Source organism: Citrobacter sp. RHBSTW-00524 (genome assembly GCF_013747755.1).
GTDB classification, from domain to species: Bacteria; Pseudomonadota; Gammaproteobacteria; order Enterobacterales; family Enterobacteriaceae; genus Citrobacter; species Citrobacter braakii.
This window is the reverse complement of record NZ_CP056421.1, coordinates 3,648,517-3,664,648: the sequence shown is the minus strand read 5'-3', so window position 1 is coordinate 3,664,648 and position 16,132 is coordinate 3,648,517. Positions and strand designations below refer to the sequence as shown.

Here is a 16,132-nt window from a genome sequence, read left to right as displayed (position 1 = left end):
ATTTACAGAAACTGACAGTTCAGATACCTGATTTACGTTATTACACGCCGGTGATGAAGGACTGTAATTGCGCCTCGGATTGAAGACGCTGCTGCAATGTGGAGGCTTCAGCTTTGCTGGCAAACGGCCCCATCTGGATACGCCAGACTGCGCCGTTTTGTACCACCCGGCCAGGAACGCCAAACTGCTGGCTTAAACGCTTTTGATACTGCTGCGCGCGCGACTGCTCGCTGACTGCGCCAACCTGAACCACATAGCGTCCGTTGGCAGTTGCCGCAGGCGCAGGGGCTGTGACGGCTGCTGGGGTTGCTGCCGGCGCGGTTGACGTGACCGGTGCGGTGGTTGTCGATTGCGGCGCCGGAGTCGGCTCGCTGCTTTCCAGCACGCCTGATGCGAGCGTGGTTGGCGCACCGAGGAATCCACTGCTGTTTACTGGCGCACCGGTTGGATCATCGCTTTTCAGCGTGGAATTACTGATCGGACGAATATCGCCTTGCGGCTGACCTGCATCTGATGGCGAAGGCATGCTTCCCATATTGCCGCCACCGCTTAAATCAGGACGCGCAGGCAAGGCATATGTTTGTTTCGCGACAGTGGTACAAGCCATACCCGGTCCGGACAATGAACCATCCTGGGCGACGATGATTGGGTCGATACGCACTTTAGTGTTGTTGGAGGTGTTCAGACGATCGGCTGCGGCGCGCGAAAGTGAAATCACGCGATCGTTGCCATAAGGCCCGCGATCGTTAATGCGCACGACGATCATCCTGCCGTTCGCCAGATTGGTAATTCTGGCATAGCTGGGGACTGGCAGCGTCGGATGCGCAGCGGTCAGCTGCATCGGATCGAACGCTTCGCCAGACGCGGTTAAGTTGCTTCCTGGTTCCGCATCATAGATAGCGGCAAGTCCGGCCTGGCTAAAGCGGGAGGGATCCTGCACGATTTTGTAGCTTTTACCATCACGCTGGTAGTCCTGATTCGCCGTTGGGTTCAGGGGTTCAAAGCGCGGATCGGCCCCGCTGATTTCAACAATCGGACCATTACACACCGCAGGCTGCGGCGCGACAGCAACCTGTTGCTGACCATCATCACTCGAACACGCCGCGAGCATTCCTGCTGCGATGCAGATACCAAGCCACTGCTTACGCATTGCGTACCCCTTACACGCTTTTCGACAACATTTTTCTATGGGTGTGGATCGACATAACAATCCCGAACCCGGCCATCAGCACGATAAGTGCCGAGCCTCCGTAACTGACCAGTGGGAGTGGAACCCCAACCACGGGCAGAATACCGCTCACCATACCAATATTTACGAAGACATAAACGAATAATATCAACATTAAGCCACCCGCCATGACGCGACCAAAGGTGGTTTGCGCGCGGGCAGCGATCCATAATCCGCGCATAATCAGCAAAATGTAGAGCGTCAACAGAATCAAGATCCCCACCAGACCCAGCTCTTCCGCTAAGACAGCAAAGATAAAGTCGGTGTGGCGTTCGGGTAAAAACTCAAGCTGCGATTGTGTACCATGCAGCCAGCCTTTGCCGCGTAACCCGCCGGAGCCAATAGCTATTTTAGACTGAATTATGTGATAACCCGCGCCCAGCGGATCGGTTTCCGGGTCGAGCAGCATCATGACGCGCTGACGCTGGTAATCATGCATCAGGAAGAACCACAGTATCGGGATAAACGCCGCGACCAGAACCACCGCAACGCCGATTAAGCGCCAGCTCAAACCAGAAAGGAACAAGACAAACAGACCGGAAAGGGCGACCAGAATTGAAGTGCCGAGGTCAGGTTGGGCGGCGACCAGCAGCGTGGGCATAAAAATCAGCACCAGCGCAATGGCGGTATTTTTTAGCGATGGTGGGCAAACGTCACGGTTAATAAAGCGCGCAACCATCAGCGGCACGGCGATTTTGGCAATTTCAGAAGGCTGAAAACGCACGATACCCAAATCCAGCCAGCGCTGCGCACCTTTGGAAATGGCGCCGAAGGCGTCTACCGCCACCAACAGAATGATGCAAAAGATATAGAGATAGGGCGCCCAGCCCTCATACACCCGGGGGGGAATTTGCGCCATCACTACCATGATGACCAGGCCCATTGCGATCTGGCCGACTTTGCGCTCCATCATGCCAATATCCTGGCCGCTGGCGCTCCAGATGACCAGTGAGCTGTAAACCAGCAGAGCCAGCAAAATAAGCAACATTGTGGGATCTATGTGGATTTTGTCCCAGAATGTTTTTTTGTTCGGATTATCCGTCACGATTATTGGTCCTCCGCTGCTGCAACCGCTGGGTTTTCCGCAGGCAGATTGGTGTTGTTGTCGCCCAACATAATATGGTCAAGGATCTGGCGCATAATGGTACCCACCGCCGGACCCGCACCGCCGTTTTCAAGGATCATGGCGACAGCGACCTGGGGTTTATCATAGGGGGCGAAGGCCGTCATCAGCTTGTGGTCACGTAACCGCTCGGCGATCTTATGTGCGTTATAGGTTTCATTAGCTTTCAGGCCAAAGACCTGCGCGGTACCGGATTTCGCCGCAATTTTGTAAGGCGCGCCAGCAAAATACTTATGCGCAGTTCCGTTAGGGCGGTTCGCAACACCGTACATACCGTCTTTCGCGATTTCCCAGTAACCAGAATGAATATCGCCAACGGGCGGTTCGTGCGGCTGTACCCACGGCACCTGCTTGCCGTTTTCTGCCGTGCTCATCAGCAGATGCGGGACTTTTATCAAACCGTCGTTGATAAGGATCATCAGCGCTTTACTCATCTGGATTGGGGTTGCTGTCCAATAACCCTGGCCGATGCCGACGGGAATGGTATCACCCTGATACCATGGCTTTTTAAACCGTTTTTGCTTCCACTCGCGGGTTGGCATATTGCCGGAGCGCTCTTCGGCAAGATCGATGCCCGTATATTTGCCGTAGCCAAATTTGCTCATCCACTCGGAAAGCCGGTCAATCCCCATATCATAGGCGATTTGATAGAAAAACGTATCCGCGGACTCTTCCAGTGAGCGGGTGATGTTCAGATGGCCGTGCCCCCACTTTTTCCAGTCGCGGTAACGTTTTTCAGAGCCCGGTAGCTGCCACCAGCCCGGATCGAACAGGCCGGTATTGCGGGTGATAACACCTGCGCTTAACGCAGAAACCGCAACGTAAGGTTTAACCGTCGAAGCAGGGGGGTAAACACCCTGTGTGGCGCGGTTAACCAAGGGGGTGTTCGGGTCATTGAGCAACCCGGAGTAATCTTTACTGGAGATACCATCCACGAACAGATTCGGGTCATAGCTCGGCATAGATACCAGCGCCAGAACACCACCGGTACGCGGGTCGGTAACCACCACGGCGGCACGACTGCCCGCCAGCAGCGTTTCAATATACTGCTGGAGTTTCAAATCAAGGGTGAGATAGATATCGTGCCCGGCCTGCGGCGCCACTTCTTTCAGCTGGCGAATGACGCGGCCGCGGTTGTTCACTTCTACTTCTTCATACCCGGTCTGGCCGTGAAGCACGTCCTCATAATAGCGTTCAATACCCAGCTTGCCGATGTCATGCGTTGCCGCGTAGTTAGCCAGTTTGCCGTCTTTGTCCAGGCGGTCTACGTCTTTATCGTTGATCTTCGATACGTAGCCAATTACGTGGGTCAGCGCAGAGCCGTATGGGTAATAGCGGCGTTTATAGCCTTTAACTTCGACCCCAGGAAAGCGATATTGATTCACGGCAAAGCGTGCGACCTGAACTTCAGTCAGGTTGGTTTTTACCGGAATTGAGGTGAAACGGTGTGAACGGGCGCGCTCTTTTTTAAAGGCAGCAATATCGTCGTCCGTCAGGTCTACGACGTTACGCAGCGCGTCGAGGGTATCCTGAATGTTGTCTACCTTTTCCGGCATCATTTCTATCTGATAAATGGTGCGGTTAAGGGCGAGAGGAATTCCGTTGCGGTCATAAATGATGCCGCGACTCGGCGCGATAGGCACCAGTTTGATGCGGTTTTCGTTCGAACGGGTCTGATAATCAGTGAAGCGAACGATTTGCAGATTATAAAGGTTGGCGATCAGCACGCCGGTTAGCAGCAAAATCCCCAAAAAAGCGACCAGCGCCCGGCGCACAAACAGCGCGGACTCAGCCGAATAGTCGCGAAAAGAATTCTGTAGTTTCATCCGCTGCTTAATCTACTCAAGAATCAATGATCACTCACGGTGATAAGGATGGTTGGTGGTAATGCTCCACGCCCTGTACAGACTCTCCGCAACCAGAACCCGAACAAGAGGGTGTGGAAGGGTTAATGCAGAGAGTGACCAGCTTTGTTCCGCTGCCGCTTTACAGCCAGGAGAGAGACCTTCCGGCCCGCCAATTAACAGGCTGACGTCACGACCGTCCTGTTTCCAGCGCTCCAGTTCGGTAGCCAGCTGCAGCGTGTCCCAGGGTTTACCCGGGATATCAAGGGTGACGATGCGGTTTTTGCCTGCGGCAGCCAGCATCTGCTCACCCTCTTTGTCGAGAATGCGTTTAATGTCCGCGTTCTTGCCGCGCTTTCCTGCCGGGATTTCGATCAGCTCAAAGGGCATATCTTTCGGAAACCGACGGAGATACTCGGTAAATCCGGTTTGTACCCAGTCAGGCATTTTCGTACCCACAGCGACAAGTTGCAGCTTCACGCATTAACTCCAGAGTTTTTCCAGTTCATACAGGCGACGACTCTCTTCCTGCATTACGTGGACAATCACATCGCCGAGGTCAACGACGATCCAGTCAGCGACATTCTCGCCTTCCACGCCGAGCGGCAGCAGGCCAGCAGTGCGGGACTCCTGAACCACGTGGTCTGCAATAGACATAACGTGACGGCTGGATGTACCGGTGCAGATAATCATGCAATCAGTGATGCTGGATTTGCCCTGAACGTCTAAGGCGATGATGTCTTGACCTTTCAGGTCATCAATTTTGTCGATTACAAAATCCTGGAGTGCTTTACCCTGCAAGTGTTCCCCCTGGGTGAAAAGAGTTAAAAACGTCTGTTAGTATACCTGAACCAGAGGCGATATCGGGACAAATGTCTCCGAATGCGCTTGTGAAGTGCGCTATCATCCCACCCCACGCTACAGAATGCATCGCCATTTTTGTAAAACAATTTCTGCAAAGCTCTGAAGGGCGGGAAAAGTCAGGTTGCGGAGAATAACAGCCTGTCATGGGGTGTCAATGGGAGAGAGGCCCTTCGGCATAAAAAACAGCGCTTTCACTCCCCGTCGCGCCATACGGCCCGGCTGTTAAGCACTTTCAGAACCGCAAAATCGTCACAAAAATCAATTGCGCTCCAGCAGCCTTGTTCGACGCGGAAATGCCACATTGCCGCAGCGGGCATGGACAGCAGACGGGCGATCAACACGCTCAGCACGCCTTGATGACTCACCACCAGCAGATTTTGGCTCGCTTTATAATCAGCAAGCTGGGCAATGAAACGTTCCACTCGCTGGGAAAACGCCTGAAAACCTTCGCCATTGGTGGGCGTCGCATTCTGCCAGTCGTTACACCACACGGCGTAATTTTCGGCGTCTTCGCGCGCCAGATCGCGATGGTGACGCATTTCCCAGTCACCAAAAAACATCTCATTAAGCTCAGGCATGTTGCGCACAGGAACTTCACGTTCTGCCAGAATCAACTGCGTTGTATGGCGGGCGCGTTCCAGTTCGCTGCACAGAACGTTGTCGACAGGGACATTGCGTAACAGCGTACCCAGCGTTTGTGCCTGAGCGATCCCCCGTTCCGTTAGCGGTGTGGGGGCGTGGCCGCTATATAAACCAGCGACATTGGCTTCGGTTTCGCCATGACGTACTAACCAGAGTCTCATGTTTTCCTCGTGAGGCTATTCGCACAAAATATGATGTTTGCCCTGATTGCGCAGTGATTTTTCACTAAAATACCCTTTTTTACGTGGAGCGGCACGATGTCTTTATTGAAGAGCGCACATGGCGGTAACACCCGAGAAGCCGCCGAATTGTTGGGCATCTTGCCTGAACAGTTGCTGGATTTTAGCGCGAATATTAACCCGCTGGGTATGCCGGTAAGTTTAAAACGGGCGATTATCGACAATCTGGACTGCACGGAGTGTTACCCGGATGTCGATTACGCGCAACTGCATGCCGCGCTGGCGGAGCATCATCAAATTCCGTCCTCGTGGATCCTGGCCGGGAACGGTGAAACCGAATCCATTTTTACCCTGGTGCATGGCCTGAAGCCACGCCACGCGATGATCGTGACGCCTGGGTTTGCGGAATATCGTCGGGCGCTGCAATGGGGAGACTGTACGATCCATGAGTTTGCGCTGTGCGAAGACGATGGCTGGCAGCTTACCGATGCGATCCTCGATGCGTTAACGCCTGAGCTGGACTGCCTGTTTCTCTGTACGCCCAATAATCCCACCGGGTTGTTGCCCGAAACCCGCCTGCTGCGTGAAATTGCCACGCGTTGTGAGTCGCTGGGGATCGCCCTGATCCTTGATGAAGCGTTTATCGATTTTATTGCCGGGGAGTCGGGGTTTATCCCGTTACTGCACGAGAACCCGCATATTTGGGTGCTGCGTTCGCTCACCAAGTTCTATGCGATCCCGGGACTGCGTCTGGGGTATCTGGTCAACAGTAACGAACAGGCGGTTGCACAGATGCGCAGCCAACAAATGCCGTGGTCAATTAATGCGTTTGCTGCCCTGGCAGGCGAGATTATCTTACGCGATAGCGCGTATCAGCGGGCGACGTGGAAATGGCTGGAACAAGAGGGGGAGCGGTTTGATCAACAACTGCAAGATCTGCCCGGCCTGACGGCGTATCCCGGCCGGGCAAATTATCGTTTATTACGCTGCGATAATGCGGATATTGATCTGCAACTTGCGTTGCTGAAACAGCATGTCTTGATTCGCAGTTGCGCCAATTATCCGGGGCTGGATGCGCGCTATTATCGGGTAGCCGTTCGCAGCCAGGAAGAGAATAACCGCCTGCTGACGGCCTTACGCAAGGCGCTTAGCGGTACAGTCCCTGTTGATTGATATAGTCAAGCACCGCGTCTGGCATCAGGTCGTCGCACGGCTCGCCCTTTTCCAGGCGCTCACGGATGAGCGTGGCGGAGATGTTAAACCACGGCGTTTCGGCCAGGTAAATCTTCCCGCAAGGCAGGTTGTGCAGGTCATCTGCTGAATGGGTCAGATGATCCTCCAGCCATTGCTGGTGTTTTTCCTGCGCCATTTCGAGTGGATAGCCCGGACGTCGGCACACGATGAGGTGGGTATTACCCAGAATCGTGTGGTAGTCATGCCAGGAAGGGAAGGTAAGCAGCGAATCCAGACCAATGATAAACGCTAACGGCACGTTTGGGCCTTGCTCCTCGCGCCACTCTTTTAGCGTTTGCGCGGTGTAGGAGGCGGTATCGCGTTTCAGTTCGCGTTCATCCAGGGAAAATAGCGGTTTATCAGCAATGGCCAGTTCAACCATACGCTTACGTTGTTCACCGGACGCTTCGGGCTGCGCACGATGTGGCGGCACGTTATTGGGCATGATGATGACCCGGGAAAGGCCAATCAGATTCGCCAGAATTTCAACCGGTTTAAGATGACCGTAATGCACCGGATCAAAGGTGCCACCGAACAGAGCCTGCAATGATTTCATATCAACCATCAATAAAAACATCGGCCAGCGATTTATGACAGAGCAAAAGGGAAAGCCCCTCAAGTTCCGCCCACACTGACTGACCATAGTCTTGTTTAAGCGTAATTTCCGTACGCGTTAAAAGCGTAACAGCCTGACGCAGTTGCGCCGGGTTCAGCCGGTTTAGCGCATCTCCCATCATGCCCCGGCGATTTTGCCACACCCGGTGTTTATCAAACAACGTGCGCAAAGGCGTATGGGCCGACTGCCGTTTTAAGTTAACCAGCAACAACAACTCACGCTGGATCGTACGCAGCAAAATAACCGGCTCGCTACCTTCCAGGCGTAGCTGCTGCAGAATGTGCAGCGCGCGTTTGCTTTTGCCCATTAGCAGCGCGTCTACCCAGTGGAATGGGGTAAAGTGCGCGGCATCGTTAACCGCTTTCTCCACGCGAGGCAGCGTTAGCTTGCCGTCAGGCCAAAGCAACGCTAATCGTTCCAGCGCTTGCGCCAGTGCTAACAGATTACCTTCATAGCAATAGCACAGCAGCTGATTGGCTGCGTCATCCAGTTGCAGGTTGTTAAGTTTCGCCCTGGCGGCAACCCAGCGAGGAAGCTGTGCTTGTTCCGGCGTCTGGCAGCTTACCTGAACCGCGTTATTTGCAAGCCCCGTATACCATGCGGCGTTTTCCTGTGCCCTGGTGAGTTTGTTGCCGCGAACCATCAGTAGCAGATCGTCATGTAACAGAGTGACGAGTGACGCGAGCTGTTCATTAATGGCGGCATTAGGGCCGTTTTCAGGCAACTGCAGAAGCAGGGTTTGACGGCTGGCAAACAGGCTCATCGCCTGGCAGAGTGAAAATATCTCTCCCCAGTCGGTGCTGTTGTCCAGAGTGAAGGCGTGGTGTTCTTCGAATCCTTGCGTTGCGGCAGCCTGACGGATGGCATCCTGGCTTTCCTGCAATAAGAGGGGATCGTTTCCCAAGAGTAAATACGCCGCGCGCAGCCCTTCATTGAGCTGTGCGCGGAGTTGTTCAGGGTACAACTTGAGCATCAGTTACCCAGCGTGGTGGAGACACGCGCCGGAGATGATGCAGGCGCTGCGGTTTTATTCACCGCAGGCTCAGCATCAGCATTGGATGACTGAGTATCGGCCAGATGTACGCTTGGCAGCTTACGAATCAACTGTTCAGCCGCTTTGTCATACATCTCTTTTATGATCATGTCCTGCTCGTTATCCTTCGCCAGTGCAGCCTGTGGGTTGTCAAAGAACGAACGATAAACTTTGGCGCTGATTGGATAAATATCATGACCTGGAATCAGCACAGTAGCCCTTACGGACATCACCATCTGGTATTCAGCCGTTTGACCGTTCTGGAATACCGATGCCGTATCCTGCGAAATGCTGACCGCACCCAGACGTAAGGACGTCACATCTTTACGCATGGTACCGTCTTCAAGCAGCGTAACACCGTTCAGACGCAGCTGATTACGCACCGCGCGGCTTAACGGGCCGTTTGGATCGCCAGAGTTCAGGATCATGGTTTTCATTGAGGGTGGAACCTGCGTAGTGTTACGCAGATGCCAACCACACCCGGCGGTGACAAGCACCGCCAGCGATAACAACAATGTTGTCAGAAGTCGCACGCTTCCTCCCGCGCTTAGCCAACGACCAGATTGAGGAGTTTACCCGGTACATAAATCACTTTACGTACGGTAACGCCATCAAGATATTTTGCCACCAGATGCTCCTGGCCAGCACGTTCACGAACCTGCTCTTCAGTGGCGTTTACCGGAACGGTGATTTTGCCACGAACTTTGCCGTTTACCTGAACCACAACCAGCGTTGAGTCTTCAACCATTGCTGCTTCGTCCGCCACCGGCCACGGTGCGTTGTCGATATCGCCTTCGCCTTTCAGCGCCTGCCACAGGGTGAAGCAAACGTGTGGGGTGAACGGGTTAAGCATGCGTACAACAGCCAGCAATGCTTCCTGCATCAGGGCTCTGTCCTGCTCGTCTGCCTGCGGTGCTTTCGCCAGCTTGTTCATCAGCTCCATAATCGCCGCAATCGCGGTGTTAAAGGTCTGACGACGACCGATATCATCGGTGACTTTAGCAATGGTTTTATGCACGTCGCGACGCAGCGCTTTTTGATCTTCGCTCAACACATCAACGTTCAGGGCAGCAACATCTCCCTGGGACGTATGTTCGTAAACCAGTTTCCAGACACGTTTCAGGAAGCGGTTCGCCCCTTCAACGCCGGATTCCTGCCATTCCAGCGTCATATCAGCCGGAGAAGCGAACATCATGAACAGACGTACGGTGTCGGCACCGTAGCGTTCAACCATGACCTGCGGGTCGATACCGTTATTTTTTGACTTGGACATCTTGCTCATGCCGGTATACACCAGTTCATGGCCTTCTGCGTCCTTAGCCTTGACGATACGACCTTTTTCGTCACGCTCAACGATGGCATCAACCGGAGAAACCCAGTTACGTTCGCCGTTGGCGCCAACGTAGTAGAACGCATCGGCCAGAACCATCCCCTGACACAGCAGCTGTTTAGCTGGTTCATCAGAGTTGACCATGCCTGCGTCGCGCATCAGTTTGTGGAAGAAGCGGAAGTAGAGCAGGTGCATGATGGCGTGTTCAATACCGCCAATGTAGATATCAACCGGCAGCCAGTAGTTCGCCGCGTCGGAATCCAGCATACCTTCCTGATACTGCGGGCAGGTGTAGCGCGCGTAGTACCAGGACGACTCCATAAAGGTATCGAAGGTGTCAGTTTCACGCAGCGCAGGCATACCGTTAACGGTGGTTTTCGCCCACTCCGGATCAGCTTTGATTGGGCTGGTAATGCCGTCCATGACTACGTCTTCCGGCAAAATAACCGGCAGTTGGTCTTCTGGCGTTGGCAGGACGGTACCGTCTTCCAGCGTCACCATCGGAATCGGCGCGCCCCAGTAACGCTGACGGGAAACACCCCAGTCACGCAGACGATAGTTAACTTTACACTCACCCACGCCTTTAGCTACCAGCTTGTCAGCAATAGCGTTGAAGGCCGCTTCGAAGTCGAGGCCGTCAAACTCACCGGAGTTAAACAGCACGCCTTTTTCGGTCAGCGCTTGTTCAGACAGATCCGGCTCTGCGCCTTCAGCAGTCAGAATTACCGGCTTGATGGTCAGGCCATATTTGGTCGCAAATTCGTAATCGCGCTGATCGTGACCCGGAACGGCCATAACTGCGCCTGTACCGTATTCCATCAGCACGAAGTTTGCCGCCCAAACCGGGATCTCTTCGCCAGTCAGCGGGTGAACGGCTTTGAAACCAGTGTCGACACCTTTCTTCTCCATGGTCGCCATTTCGGCTTCCGCAACCTTGGTGTTGCGGCATTCGTCAATGAAGGCAGCCAGTTCTGGGTTATTTTCAGCGGCTTTCTGCGCCAGCGGATGACCTGCAGCAACGGCCAGGTAGGTCGCACCCATAAAGGTGTCCGGGCGTGTGGTGTAGACGGTCAGCGTGTTGTCGTAACCGTTCACATCGAAGGTGATTTCCACGCCTTCAGAGCGGCCAATCCAGTTGCGCTGCATCGTTTTCACGGTGTCAGGCCAGTGATCCAGATTATCCAGGTCGCGCAGCAGTTCGTCAGCGTAAGCGGTGATTTTGATGAACCACTGCGGGATCTCTTTACGCTCAACTTTGGTGTCGCAACGCCAGCAGCAGCCGTCGATAACCTGTTCGTTCGCCAGTACGGTCTGGTCGTTCGGGCACCAGTTAACGGCAGACGTTTTCTTGTACACCAGCCCTTTTTTGTACAGCTCGGTGAAGAACTTCTGTTCCCAGCGGTAGTATTCCGGGGTGCAGGTCGCCAGCTCGCGGCTCCAGTCGTAACCGAAACCCAGCATTTTGAGCTGGTTTTTCATGTAAGCGATGTTGTCGTACGTCCAAGGCGCGGGGGCGGTATTGTTTTTGACCGCTGCACCTTCCGCCGGCAGACCGAACGCATCCCAGCCGATTGGCTGTAATACGTTTTTGCCCAGCATACGCTGATAGCGAGCGATCACGTCACCGATGGTGTAGTTACGTACGTGGCCCATGTGTAGTCGACCAGAAGGATAGGGAAGCATAGACAGGCAGTAATACTTCTCTTTGCTCTCGTCTTCGGTAACTTCAAATGTGCGCTTCTCATCCCAGTGAAGCTGTACTTTGGATTCTATCTCTTCCGGGCGGTATTGCTCTTGCATGGCAGCCAGTGGTCCTGTTTTCAATACAGCTACAAACGTAGCTCTAGATGTGGTGTTTTAGATCCGCATAGCATAGCCCAAACGCCCGCGCCAAAACAGCCTTTCGCGCATTCAACGTTGAATTCCCGTAAGGATAATTCTTGCACGAATTTACACACTCTGTGGACAGTCTTGCAAAGCGTAGCGTAAATAACGTCTATTATTATAGACAGTTAACGACCCAGGAGGCGAAGCGATGAACAAGGTTGCTCAATATTACCGTGAACTGGTGGCTTCACTGAGTGAACGCCTGCGTAATGGCGAACGCGATATTGATGCGTTGGTGGAACAGGCGCGTCAGCGCGTTATGCAGACCGGGGAGTTAACGCGCACCGAGGTGGAAGAGCTCACCCGGGCCGTCAGACGCGATCTGGAAGAGTTTGCTCTGAGCTATGAAGAAAGCCTCGATGAGGAGACCGACAGCGTCTTTATGCGGGTTATCAAAGAGAGTATCTGGCAGGAACTGGCCGATATTACCGATAAAACGCAGCTCGAATGGCGCGAAGTGTTCCAGGACCTCAGCCATCACGGGGTTTATCACAGCGGCGAGGTGGTCGGGTTGGGCAATCTGGTCTGCGAGAAGTGCCACTTCCATTTAGCGGTGTACACTCCTGACGTGCTGCCGCTATGCCCGAAATGCGGACACGATCAGTTCCAGCGTCGACCGTTTGAGCCGTGATAATGTTGCCGGATGCGACGCGCTGCGTCTTATCCGGCCTACGCATTAGGCGTAAAACTTCAACCGTTCTGCCAGCAGATCGACAAAACCTTCGCGATCCACGTCCACCATTACGGTGGCGTTTGGCTTATTGCCGCTCAGGAAGTAGTAGTCAACCACGGTCATTCCCTGGGTGTATTTGCCCTGAGTTTCCACACCAACCCAGCGTTCAACGGTGGTAAACAGTTCAGGTTTCAGCAGCCAGGCAATGGTGCATGGATCGTGCAGCGGCGCGCCAATGAATCCCCATTTTTCATCTTTGTGATATTCAAAGAAGAAGTCGAGTAGCTCTGCAACGATTGTCGAAATGGGATTGCCGATAGCGCGGAACCGTTCGGTATCTTCACGATGTATTTGCGCTTTATGCGTGACATCCAGTCCAGCCATCACCACCGGAATGCCCGACTGGAACACGATCTCAGCGGCTTCTGGATCCACGAAGATGTTGAACTCAGCGGCGGGCGTCCAGTTTCCGAGGCCCATTGCACCACCCATGATCACGATACGGGCGATTTTGGGGTGCAGTTCAGGATGGCTATTCAGTAGCAATGCCACGTTAGTTTGCGGCCCGGTGGAGACAATCGTCACCGGTTCCTGACTGTTACGCAGGGTTTTCGCCATCAATTCCACGGCGGTACAGTCCTGTGGAGCAAAAGCGGGTTCAGGCAGCGCCGGGCCATCAAGCCCGCTCTCACCGTGGACGTTATCGGCAATTATCAGGTCGCGCATCAGCGGTTTGACTGCGCCACCGGCCACTGGGATATCCGTGCGGTTGAGCAACGTTAACATACGCAATACGTTACGCAGTGTTTTGTCGGGGGTCTGGTTACCGGCAGAGGAGGTTATCGCTTTCACATCCAGTTCAGGTGAAGCGAGGGCGAGAACAATTGCGATAGCGTCGTCATGACCTGGATCGCAATCAAACAGGATAGGAAGTGCCATTGTTGCTCCTTGTAAGTGGGACTTTGTGACAAGGTTAACGCTGGGCTGTGCCTGTTTCGAGAAGTGAAGAGATAAATCGTGAGGTGGCGCGCACATGGAGGTGCGCGCCAGCAAAATTAGTGCAGGATTTTCGCGAGGAAGTCTTTGGCACGGTCTGATTTTGGATTAGCGAAGAACTCTTCTTTCGGTGAGTCTTCAACAATCTTCCCTTCATCCATGAAGATCACCCGGTTCGCCACTTTACGCGCAAAGCCCATTTCGTGGGTAACCACCATCATGGTCATCCCTTCATTGGCCAGTTCAACCATGACGTCCAGTACTTCGTTGATCATTTCTGGGTCGAGTGCTGACGTCGGTTCGTCAAACAGCATAGCGATAGGATCCATGCACAGCGCCCGGGCGATGGCGACACGCTGTTGCTGGCCCCCGGAGAGCTGAGCTGGAAACTTCTCGGCATGCGCTGACAGACCAACGCGTTCCAGTAACTTTTGTGCTTTATCGCGGGCCGGCTTTTTATCGCGTTTAAGCACTTTTACCTGCGCCAGAGTCAGGTTCTCAATAATCGACAGATGCGGGAACAGTTCAAAGTGCTGGAACACCATGCCAACGCGGGAGCGCAGTTTGGCCAGATCGGTCTTTTTATCATTCACCACGGTACCATCAACGGTGATGACGCCCTGTTGTACCGGCTCCAGCCCGTTCACCGTTTTGATAAGCGTTGATTTACCTGAACCTGACGGGCCGCAGACCACCACCACTTCACCTTTTTTCACTTCCGTGGAGCAGTCGGTCAGCACCTGAAAGTGACCATACCATTTAGAAACATTTTTCAGGGTAATCATTAAACTGTCCTTTTCTTCAAATAGCTGACCAACAACGATGCGCTCAGACTGAATACAAAATAAACGGCGCCAGCAAACAGGATCATTTCAACCTGCGTGCCGTCACGCTCACCAATGGTGGAGGCGGTACGGAAGAAGTCTGCCAGACTCAATACATAGACCAGCGAGGTATCCTGGAAGAGTACGATGCCCTGGGTAAGCAGCAGCGGCACCATCGCGCGAAATGCCTGCGGCAGAATGATGAGCTTCATCGACTGCCAATGGGTCATCCCCAGCGCCAGCGCGGCACTGGACTGCCCGCGAGAAATACTCTGGATACCGGCGCGGATAATCTCGGAATAGTACGCGGCTTCAAACATCGAAAATGCGACCATCGCTGAGATCAGGCGAATATCGGTTTTTGGCGACAGACCCAGCACGTTTTGCAGGAAGCCGGGCACAATCAGGTAGAACCACAGCAGCACCATCACCAGCGGAATGGAGCGGAATACGTTGACGTAGCCCTTCGCAAACCAGGCAATTGGCGCGAAGCTGGACAGACGCATTACTGCAAGGATGGTCCCCCAGACGATACCAATGACGACTGCCGTGACGGTGATTTTCAGCGTGATGATCAGCCCATCCAGCAGATACGGCAGGGAAGGGACGATAGAACTCCAGTCAAATTCGTACATTATTTGCCTCCCAAATTGCCAGGCAGGCGGATTTTGCGTTCGACGAGATTCATCACCAGCATGATGACGGCGTTAATCAGTACGTAGGCCAGAGTGATGGCCGTAAACGATTCCCATGCGTGGGCGGAGTAATCCAGTAGTTTACCCGCTTGCGCAGCCATATCGACCAGGCCGATAGTGGAGGCGATCGCGGAGTTCTTTACCAGGTTCATCATCTCTGAGGTCATTGGCGGAACAATCACGCGGTAAGCGTTTGGCAGCAGAACATAGCGGTAGGCCTGCGGCAACGTCAGTCCCATCGCCAGCGCGGCATTTTTCTGTCCGCGAGGCAGAGACTGAATAGCAGCACGAACCTGTTCGCAGACTCGCGCAGCGGTAAACAGCCCCAGACAAAGCATGGATGAGAGGAAGAACTGAATGTTGGGATCCAGTTCTGACTTAAACCACATCCCGATGTTTTCCGGCAGCAGTTCAGGAATGACCAGATACCAGGTAAAAAACTGGACGATGAGCGGAACGTTACGAAACAGCTCGACGTACAGCGTGCCGATCCCGGAAAGGAAACGATTTGGTACGGTACGTAAGATGCCGAATAAAGAGCCGATGAGGAAAGCGATAACCCAGGCGGTGATAGATAACGCGACAGTGACCTGGAAACCACTCCAGAGCCAGCCGAGATAGGTGGTGTTGCCGAACGGGGCTTGTTGTAAAAAAATACCCCAGTTCCAGTCTATAGACATAAATCTACTCCAGAAAAAAAAAGGGTAGCAGCGCTACCCCCGAAGATTGTTATTCAGCGTTTTGCGGTTTTCAGGCCTGATGGGGAACGACCATCAGGCTTATAGTCTGTCCGTGCTGAGTAGCAATCGAGAGGGAGGGGAAGCCTCCCTGATTACACTTCATCCTTCAAGATATCTCGTTGTTGGCTGCCTTTATTAATCCCGGTCACATACTCATGTAAGCGCCCGGGAATTCGCTCAGTTGCCGCCTCGATATAACTTGAAAGGTTTTGTGTACTCTTCTAA

The 16,132-nt window shown here is 53.7% G+C and carries 16 protein-coding genes; 2 read left to right on the top strand and 14 right to left on the bottom strand.

Translation table 11 applies throughout. The features are described 5' to 3' along the window. Positions 1-40 precede the first annotated feature (40 nt). The 6 genes from rlpA to HV229_RS17765 all read right to left on the bottom strand — a co-directional run bounded on the left by rlpA (position 41) and on the right by HV229_RS17765 (position 5,862). Positions 41-1,150, bottom strand: a complete 1,110-nt coding sequence (rlpA, locus tag HV229_RS17790) for an endolytic peptidoglycan transglycosylase RlpA (protein WP_016155966.1) — start codon at positions 1,148-1,150, stop codon at positions 41-43. A 10-nt stretch (positions 1,151-1,160) separates the two neighbouring features. Further along, on the bottom strand, positions 1,161-2,273 hold the full coding sequence (gene mrdB, locus HV229_RS17785; protein ID WP_006685529.1) for a peptidoglycan glycosyltransferase MrdB: 1,113 nt from the start codon (positions 2,271-2,273) through the stop codon (positions 1,161-1,163). A 2-nt stretch (positions 2,274-2,275) separates the two neighbouring features. Beyond that, on the bottom strand, positions 2,276-4,177 hold the full coding sequence (gene mrdA / locus HV229_RS17780) for a peptidoglycan DD-transpeptidase MrdA (RefSeq protein WP_016152233.1): 1,902 nt from the start codon (positions 4,175-4,177) through the stop codon (positions 2,276-2,278). Between the two features lie 30 nt (positions 4,178-4,207). Beyond that, positions 4,208-4,675, bottom strand: coding sequence for a 23S rRNA (pseudouridine(1915)-N(3))-methyltransferase RlmH (gene rlmH, locus HV229_RS17775; protein WP_181546047.1), 468 nt, complete (start codon positions 4,673-4,675; stop codon positions 4,208-4,210). Between the two features lie 3 nt (positions 4,676-4,678). Then, positions 4,679-4,996 carry a ribosome silencing factor gene (rsfS, locus tag HV229_RS17770; protein ID WP_003022728.1) on the bottom strand — a complete coding sequence of 106 codons (318 nt, stop codon included), beginning with the start codon at positions 4,994-4,996 and terminating at the stop codon, positions 4,679-4,681. Between the two features lie 254 nt (positions 4,997-5,250). Then, positions 5,251-5,862 (bottom strand): adenosylcobalamin/alpha-ribazole phosphatase, encoded by a 612-nt coding sequence (locus HV229_RS17765; protein WP_016152234.1) that lies wholly within the window; start codon positions 5,860-5,862, stop codon positions 5,251-5,253. Positions 5,863-5,958: 96 nt separating this feature from the next. Here HV229_RS17765 and cobD point away from each other — a divergent pair, with 96 nt between their 5' ends. Next, positions 5,959-7,053: a threonine-phosphate decarboxylase CobD gene (gene cobD / locus HV229_RS17760; RefSeq protein ID WP_181546045.1), complete on the top strand. Its 1,095-nt coding sequence runs from the start codon at positions 5,959-5,961 to the stop codon at positions 7,051-7,053. Here the strand turns inward: cobD and nadD are convergent. The 4 genes from nadD to leuS are packed head-to-tail and all read right to left on the bottom strand — an operon-like array spanning position 7,028 to position 11,892. Then, entirely contained in the window at positions 7,028-7,669 is a 642-nt protein-coding gene (gene nadD, locus HV229_RS17755) for a nicotinate-nucleotide adenylyltransferase (protein WP_181546043.1), read from the bottom strand. The genes cobD and nadD overlap by 26 nt on opposite strands. A 1-nt stretch (position 7,670) precedes the next feature. Next, positions 7,671-8,702, bottom strand: coding sequence for a DNA polymerase III subunit delta (gene holA, locus HV229_RS17750; protein ID WP_046274591.1), 1,032 nt, complete (start codon positions 8,700-8,702; stop codon positions 7,671-7,673). Further along, positions 8,702-9,295: an LPS assembly lipoprotein LptE gene (gene lptE, locus HV229_RS17745; RefSeq protein WP_181546041.1), complete on the bottom strand. Its 594-nt coding sequence runs from the start codon at positions 9,293-9,295 to the stop codon at positions 8,702-8,704. The genes holA and lptE overlap by 1 nt, the downstream gene beginning before the upstream one ends. A gap of 14 nt (positions 9,296-9,309) precedes the next feature. Continuing rightward, entirely contained in the window at positions 9,310-11,892 is a 2,583-nt protein-coding gene (leuS, locus tag HV229_RS17740; RefSeq protein WP_181546039.1) for a leucine--tRNA ligase, read from the bottom strand. 235 nt (positions 11,893-12,127) lie between these two features. Between leuS and HV229_RS17735 the strand changes: the two genes are divergently transcribed. After that, positions 12,128-12,610: a zinc ribbon-containing protein gene (locus HV229_RS17735; protein WP_003022748.1), complete on the top strand. Its 483-nt coding sequence runs from the start codon at positions 12,128-12,130 to the stop codon at positions 12,608-12,610. 45 nt (positions 12,611-12,655) lie between these two features. On the opposite strand, the gene rihA is transcribed toward HV229_RS17735, so the two are convergent. The 4 genes from rihA to gltJ all read right to left on the bottom strand — a co-directional run bounded on the left by rihA (position 12,656) and on the right by gltJ (position 15,847). Continuing rightward, complete coding sequence (rihA, locus tag HV229_RS17730; protein ID WP_046274594.1) at positions 12,656-13,591, bottom strand: pyrimidine-specific ribonucleoside hydrolase RihA; 936 nt, start codon at positions 13,589-13,591, stop codon at positions 12,656-12,658. Between the two features lie 116 nt (positions 13,592-13,707). Next, positions 13,708-14,433: a glutamate/aspartate ABC transporter ATP-binding protein GltL gene (gene gltL, locus HV229_RS17725; protein ID WP_003022754.1), complete on the bottom strand. Its 726-nt coding sequence runs from the start codon at positions 14,431-14,433 to the stop codon at positions 13,708-13,710. Then, complete coding sequence (gene gltK / locus HV229_RS17720) at positions 14,433-15,107, bottom strand: glutamate/aspartate ABC transporter permease GltK (protein WP_003022757.1); 675 nt, start codon at positions 15,105-15,107, stop codon at positions 14,433-14,435. Before gltK ends, gltL begins: the two co-directional genes overlap by 1 nt. Further along, on the bottom strand, positions 15,107-15,847 hold the full coding sequence (gene gltJ, locus HV229_RS17715) for a glutamate/aspartate ABC transporter permease GltJ (RefSeq protein WP_016152241.1): 741 nt from the start codon (positions 15,845-15,847) through the stop codon (positions 15,107-15,109). The genes gltK and gltJ overlap by 1 nt, the downstream gene beginning before the upstream one ends. Positions 15,848-16,132: the final 285 nt, after the last annotated feature.

Excerpts from the sequence above, each read along its gene's own strand:
- leuS (WP_181546039.1), bottom strand. The coding sequence starts at position 11,892 with ATGCAAGAGCAATACCGCCCGGAAGAGATAGAATCCAAAGTACAGCTT.
- cobD (WP_181546045.1), top strand. The coding sequence starts at position 5,959 with ATGTCTTTATTGAAGAGCGCACATGGCGGTAACACCCGAGAAGCCGCC.
- rihA (WP_046274594.1), bottom strand. The coding sequence starts at position 13,591 with ATGGCACTTCCTATCCTGTTTGATTGCGATCCAGGTCATGACGACGCT.
- gltK (WP_003022757.1), bottom strand. The coding sequence starts at position 15,107 with ATGTACGAATTTGACTGGAGTTCTATCGTCCCTTCCCTGCCGTATCTG.
- HV229_RS17735 (WP_003022748.1), top strand. The coding sequence starts at position 12,128 with ATGAACAAGGTTGCTCAATATTACCGTGAACTGGTGGCTTCACTGAGT.
- holA (WP_046274591.1), bottom strand. The coding sequence starts at position 8,702 with ATGCTCAAGTTGTACCCTGAACAACTCCGCGCACAGCTCAATGAAGGG.
- gltJ (WP_016152241.1), bottom strand. The coding sequence starts at position 15,847 with ATGTCTATAGACTGGAACTGGGGTATTTTTTTACAACAAGCCCCGTTC.
- nadD (WP_181546043.1), bottom strand. The coding sequence starts at position 7,669 with ATGAAATCATTGCAGGCTCTGTTCGGTGGCACCTTTGATCCGGTGCAT.
- rlpA (WP_016155966.1), bottom strand. The coding sequence starts at position 1,150 with ATGCGTAAGCAGTGGCTTGGTATCTGCATCGCAGCAGGAATGCTCGCG.
- gltL (WP_003022754.1), bottom strand. The coding sequence starts at position 14,433 with ATGATTACCCTGAAAAATGTTTCTAAATGGTATGGTCACTTTCAGGTG.
- mrdA (WP_016152233.1), bottom strand. The coding sequence starts at position 4,177 with ATGAAACTACAGAATTCTTTTCGCGACTATTCGGCTGAGTCCGCGCTG.
- HV229_RS17765 (WP_016152234.1), bottom strand. The coding sequence starts at position 5,862 with ATGAGACTCTGGTTAGTACGTCATGGCGAAACCGAAGCCAATGTCGCT.